General features: G+C 64.2%; 6 protein-coding genes. All 6 read right to left on the bottom strand.

What is annotated here, in order from left to right; translation table 11 throughout:
- Window positions 1-259 (bottom strand): glycosyltransferase (locus tag EN884_RS22575; RefSeq protein ID WP_206617623.1); only part of this gene is annotated, 259 nt, incomplete at its 3' end.
- Between the two features lies 1 nt (window position 260).
- Window positions 261-1,412, bottom strand: coding sequence for a putative lipid II flippase FtsW (gene ftsW, locus EN884_RS22580; protein ID WP_013530956.1), 1,152 nt, complete (start codon window positions 1,410-1,412; stop codon window positions 261-263).
- Entirely contained in the window at window positions 1,412-2,812 is a 1,401-nt protein-coding gene (gene murD / locus EN884_RS22585) for a UDP-N-acetylmuramoyl-L-alanine--D-glutamate ligase (protein ID WP_063168311.1), read from the bottom strand. Before murD ends, ftsW begins: the two co-directional genes overlap by 1 nt.
- Window positions 2,813-2,820: 8 nt before the next feature.
- The gene (mraY, locus tag EN884_RS22590) at window positions 2,821-3,903 is read right to left on the bottom strand and encodes a phospho-N-acetylmuramoyl-pentapeptide-transferase (protein WP_013530954.1); all 1,083 of its coding nucleotides are present in this window, start codon (window positions 3,901-3,903) and stop codon (window positions 2,821-2,823) included.
- Between the two features lie 18 nt (window positions 3,904-3,921).
- Window positions 3,922-5,379: a UDP-N-acetylmuramoylalanyl-D-glutamyl-2,6-diaminopimelate--D-alanyl-D-alanine ligase gene (locus EN884_RS22595; protein WP_063168312.1), complete on the bottom strand. Its 1,458-nt coding sequence runs from the start codon at window positions 5,377-5,379 to the stop codon at window positions 3,922-3,924.
- Window positions 5,376-5,853 (bottom strand): cyanophycin synthetase (locus tag EN884_RS22600; RefSeq protein WP_281034838.1); only part of this gene is annotated, 478 nt, incomplete at its 5' end. The genes EN884_RS22600 and EN884_RS22595, both read right to left, overlap by 4 nt.

A 5,853-nucleotide genomic window follows, 5' to 3' on the forward strand; every position in this document is an offset into this window, starting at 1 on the left:
CGGCAGAAGCCTGTCGCACGCCGCGCCAGATTTTCCAGAAGGCACCAAGCAGGGCAAAAGGATTTTTCGAGCCCATAGTCGCCGACTGGATCGGGTGGACGGCAGCGGCCGGAAAATGGCCGGCGAAACGCTCGGCACGGTCGTCGGTTGCCAGGTGCACCGACCAGCCGCGCTCGTTCAGCTCATGCGCCAGCGCCTCGGCCGGGAAAAGATGCCCACCGGTGCCGCCTGCCGCGAGAAGGATGACGCCTCTGGCCATATCACTCCGCCGGCACGGCGCGTTGCGACAGGCCAAAGCCCATCTGCTTGCGCTTTTCCGGCCGCTTGCGTGTCAGCGCCAGCACCATCCCCATCGAGATGGCGATGGCGATCTGCGAAGAGCCGCCATAAGAGATGAACGGCAGCGTCATGCCCTTGGCCGGCACAAGCTGGAGGTTGACGCACATGTTGATGACCGCCTGCAGGCCGAAGACGGTGACGAGGCCGCCGACCGCATAGCGGGTGAAATCGTCATGCTCCTTCAGCGCCGTGTTGAGGCCGCGCAGCACGATGAAGGCGAATATCGACATGATGAAGAAGCACATGATCAGTCCGAACTCTTCGCCTGCGACCGAGAAGACGAAGTCGGCATGGCTGTCGGGAATAACGCGCTTGACTGTGCCCTCACCTGGTCCGACGCCAAACCAGCCGCCATTGATCAGCGCGTCGCGTCCCATATCGACCTGGAATGTGTCGCCTTCGCCGGTAAGAAACTTGTCGATGCGCAAGGCAACGTGCGGGAACACCGTATAGGCGGCGAAAACGCCGCCGACGCCGGCGGCACCCAGCGCAACGATCCACAGCCAGGGCAGCCCGGCCATGAAAAACATGATGCCCCAGGTGCCGGTCGTCAGCATGGTCTGGCCGAGATCCGGTTGCGCCACCAGCAGCGACACGACCAGTACCAGCAGCAACATGGCGAACAGATTGCCGGGAATGTCGGGCTGGCGCTTGTGCTCAGCGAAAAGCCAGGCGCACATGATGACGAAGGCTGGTTTCAAAAATTCCGACGGCTGGATCGACAGGCCGGCAAGCGACACCCAGCGGCGTGCGCCCTTCACCTCGACGCCGATGTAGAGCACCGCCACCATCAGCACCAGCATCAGGCACAGCATGATCAGCGCCATGCGCCGGATCTGCCTGGAATCGAGGAACGACACAGCCAGCATCACGCCGAGCGCCGGTACGGTGAAGATGATCTGCCTGGTGGCGAAGTGGAAACTGTCGAGGCCGATGCGTTCGGCGACCGCCGGGCTCGCCGCGAAGGACAGCACGATACCGAGGCCCATCAGCGACAGGAACGCCGCCAGGAACCAGCGATCGATCGTCCACCACCAGGTCGCAACCGGACTTTTGTCGAGACGGCTCTGCATTATCGTGCCCCTCCGATGGGTTTCACACCCTCGATAGCATTCGCAGCTTGCCTGAAGGCTTCGCCGCGAACTTCGAAATTCTTGAACTGGTCGAAGCTGGCGCAGGCCGGCGACAGCAGCACCACCGCCTCGCCGCTGTCGTCCTTAGCCGCATCATGCGCGGCGTGCTCGACCGCCGCGGCCAGCGTGCCTGAAATCTCGTAGGGCACGGCCTCGCCCAGCGTCGCCGAAAACGCCGGCGCCGCCTCGCCGATCAGATAGGCCTTGGCGATGCGCGGGTAGAAACCGCGCAAGGGTTCGATGCCGCCTTCCTTGGGCAGGCCGCCGGCGATCCAGTAGATGCGCGCGAAGCTCGACAGCGCCGGCGCCGCAGCATCGGCATTGGTCGCCTTGGAATCGTTGATGAACAGCACATGGTCCTTGCGGCCGACCTGCTCCATGCGGTGCGCGAGGCCGGGAAAGCTTTCCAGCCCCGACTGGATCTCGCCAAGCTCCAGCCCGACCTTGAGGCACGCGGCGACCGCAGCCAGAGCGTTCTGGGCATTGTGCTGGCCACGCAAGGAGCCGATGCCTTCGAGGAAGGCGACACGGCTGTAACGGCCGTGCACAGCTTCCATCAAATTGCTGCCATCGGCGAAATAGCCGTCGGTCAGCGGCAGGCGCTTGGAAATGCGGATGACATGCCGCCCCGCCCGCTCCAGCCGCTCGGCAATCTGCGCGCACCAGGAATCGTCGATGCCGACGATCGCCGTCTCGCTGCCGGCCACCAGCCGCTCCTTGATCGCGGCGTAGTGCTGCATGGTGCCGTGGCGGTCGAGATGATCGGGCGTCAGGTTGAGCAGGATGCCGGCCGTCGGATTGATCGAGGGCGCGAGGTCGATCTGGTAGGACGAACACTCGACGACATAGTGCCGATCGGGCTCGGGCGGATCGAGCGTCATCACCGCGCGGCCGATATTGCCGCCCATCTGGGCATCCCGTCCCGCGGCTTTCAGGATGTGCGCGGTCAGCGCGGTCGTCGTCGACTTGCCGTTGGTGCCGGTGATGGCGATGAAAGGCGCTGTCGGCGCGCTCAGCACCCGCTCGCGGCAGAAAAGCTCGATGTCGCCGATGATCTCGACGCCTGAGCCGCGCGCCAGTTCCACCGTCCAATGCGGCTTGGGATGCGTCAGCGGCACACCAGGCGACAGCACGAAGGCCGAGAATTTCGCCCAGTCGGCGCCGCGCAAATCAGCGGTCGCGATACCGGCAATGGCGGCCTTGGCCACACTGTCGGGATTGTCGTCCCAGGCCAGCACGTCCGCGCCGCCCTCGATCAGCGCGCGCGCCGTCGCGATCCCCGAGCCACCAAGCCCGAAGAGCGAAACGCGCTTGCCTGAAAAGGATGCGGCGGGGATCAAAGGGCTTCCTATCTCAGCTTGAGGGTCGACAGGCCGACCAGCGCCAGGATGACGGCGATGATCCAGAAGCGGATCACCACCTGGCTTTCGGTCCAGCCGAGCTTTTCGAAATGATGGTGGATCGGCGCCATCAGGAACACCCGCTTGCCGGTCATCTTGAAATAGCCGACCTGAATGATGACCGACAGGATTTCGACGACGAACAATCCGCCCACGATGACCAGCACGATCTCGTGCTTGGTGGCGACGGCGACCGTGCCGATCAGGCCGCCCATGGCCAGCGAGCCGGTGTCGCCCATGAAGATAGCCGCCGGCGGCGCGTTGAACCAGAGGAAGCCGAGGCCAGCGCCGATGACCGCACCGAGCACGACCGCGAGTTCACCGGTGCCGGGCACGAAATGGATCTGCAGATATTCGGCGAACACGGCGTTGCCGGAGAGATAGGCGATGACGCCGAAGGAGGCAGCCGCGATCATGATCGGCACGATCGCCAGGCCGTCAAGGCCGTCGGTCAGGTTCACCGCATTGCCGGCGCCGACGATGACGAAGCAGGAGAACGGAATGAAGAACCAGCCGAGATTGACGATGAATTCCTTGGCGAAGGGAAAAGTCAGCGACGACGAGAACGGCGCCTGGCCATTGTGCATGATCACCCAAGCGGCGATGCCGGCGATGACGAATTCCAGCGCCAGCCGTGCCTTGCCGGAAAAGCCGAGATGCGACTGCTTGGTGACCTTCAGATAGTCGTCGTAAAAGCCGATCGAGCCGAAGCCCAGCGTCACCAGCAGCACCACCCAGACATAGATGCTCGACAGGTTCGCCCACAAAAGCGACGAGCCGATGATGCCCGACAGGATCATCAGCCCGCCCATGGTCGGCGTGCCGGCCTTCTTGAAATGTGTCTGCGGCCCGTCGGCGCGGATCGGCTGGCCCTTGCCTTGCCGCAGCCGCAGCGAATTGATGATGGTCGGTCCAAAGATGAAGACGATCAGCGCCGACGTGATCAGCGCCCCACCGGTGCGGAAGGTGATGTAGCGGAAGACATTGAAGACCGAGACCTTGTCCGCAAAATCGACGAGCAGTGTGAACATGCGCTTTCGTCCCCCGACCTAGGTCTGTTTTCTGGTTGTCGATTCAGCCGGGAATTTGCCCAGCAGCGCATCGACCAGTTTTGCAAAACCGATGCCCTTCGACGATTTGATCATCACCACGTCACCCGGCTTGAGCGCGGCAAGCAGCACCGGCTTCAGCTCCTCGACACCGGCGCGGTATTCCGTCTTGATGTCAGCCGGCAGCGCTTCGGCCAGCGCCCGCATTTCCGGGCCGCCAAGAAAAACGGTCTGCGTGCCCGTGCCGACGATGAGATCGGCAAGGGCCGCATGCAGCTTGGTCGAATGGTCGCCGAGTTCGAGCATGTCGCCGAGCACGGCGATGCGGCGGCCCTCGCCCGTCACCGGCGTCGCGTTGAGCAACGCCATCGCAGCAGCCATCGATGCCGGATTGGCGTTGTAGCTTTCGTCGATCAGCGTGATCAGTCCACCGGGGTGGCTCGAAGTCGAACCACCGGGATGGCGCAGCACATGGCGCTTGCCGCGCCCGCGCTCGGCGGAGAGATCGGCCAGTGCTGAAGCAACCTTGTCGAGATCGGCGCCGACCAGATGCGCCGCACCCAGCACCGCCAGCACGTTCTGCACCATATGGCGACCGGGCGCGCCGATCCGCGCCGTCACTTCGTGGCCGCCGATCCTGGCGGTGATGTCGGAATGATCGGCATGCAGTTCGCATTTGGTGAGCTTGAAGGTAGAGCGCGCATTCTCGCCGAAGCCGTAGACGTGCTCGACACCGGCGGCATGGGCCATCTTGTCGAGCAGCTTGAATCGGGCATCGTCGCGGTTGAGGACGGCGGCCCCCTCGGGCTCCAACCCCTCGAAAATCTCGGCCTTGGCCTTGGCGATCTCGTCCAGATTACGGAAAAAGCCGAGATGCGCCGCCGCGATCATGGTGACGATGGCGACATGCGGCCTCACCATCTTGACCAGCGGACGGATCTCGTCGGGATGGTTCATGCCGATCTCGAACACGGCATAGTCGCAATCATCAGGCATCCGCGCCAAGGTCAGCGGCACGCCCCAGTGATTGTTGAAGGACTGCGCCGAGGCATGCACCTTGCCTACGGCTTGCAGCACATGGCGCAGCGCTTCCTTGGTGGTGGTCTTGCCGGCCGAACCGGTCACAGCGATGATTTTCGCGCTCGAGCGGGCGCGCGATGCAACTCCAAGCTTTTCCAGCGCGACCAGCACGTCCTCGACGACGATGATCGGCGCTGTCAACCGGCCGAGCGACGGCAGCTTGCCTTCGGCCACCACCAGCACGCCAGCGCCAGCCTTGATGGCGGCGGTTGCGAAGTCATGGCCGTCCATCGCCTCGCCCTTGATGGCGAAGAAGGCGTCGCCCGGCTGCAGGCTGCGGCTGTCGATCGAAATGCCTGAAATCCCCTCCGGCATCGGCCCGAGCGGCCGCCCGTCCATGGCGGCAACCAGCGCTTCGGAGGTCCACAGCAAGCTCATGCTGCGCGCTCCGTGAGTGCCGCGCGGACTTCCTCATGATCGGAGAAATGCAAGGTCTCGGAGCCGATCGTCTGGCCTTCCTCGTGGCCCTTACCGGCCACGATCAGCGTGTCGCCGGCATGCAGCATGGCGACCGCTTCGTGGATCGCCTGGCGCCGGTCGCCGATCTCGATGGCACCTGGAGCAGCGGCCAAAATAGCGGCACGGATCGTTTCCGGCACTTCGGAGCGCGGATTGTCGTCGGTGACGATGACGACATCGGCAAGCCGCGTCGCGATTTCGCCCATGATCGGCCTTTTTCCCCGGTCGCGGTCGCCGCCGCAGCCGAACACGACGATGACACGACCGGTGGTGAACGGCCGTACCGAAGCCAGCACGTTTTCCAGCGCGTCCGGCTTGTGGGCATAGTCGACATAGACCGGCGCGCCATTGCCGGTGGTGCCGACGAGGTCGAGCCGGCCCGGCGCGCCGGTC

This window comes from Mesorhizobium sp. M7A.F.Ca.AU.001.01.1.1 (assembly GCF_004022735.1).
Taxonomy (GTDB): domain Bacteria; phylum Pseudomonadota; class Alphaproteobacteria; order Rhizobiales; family Rhizobiaceae; genus Mesorhizobium; species Mesorhizobium ciceri.

Coding starts and splice junctions, on each gene's coding strand:
- mraY (WP_013530954.1), bottom strand. CDS start 3,903: ATGTTCACACTGCTCGTCGATTTTGCGGACAAGGTCTCGGTCTTCAAT.
- EN884_RS22595 (WP_063168312.1), bottom strand. CDS start 5,379: ATGAGCTTGCTGTGGACCTCCGAAGCGCTGGTTGCCGCCATGGACGGG.
- ftsW (WP_013530956.1), bottom strand. CDS start 1,412: ATGCAGAGCCGTCTCGACAAAAGTCCGGTTGCGACCTGGTGGTGGACG.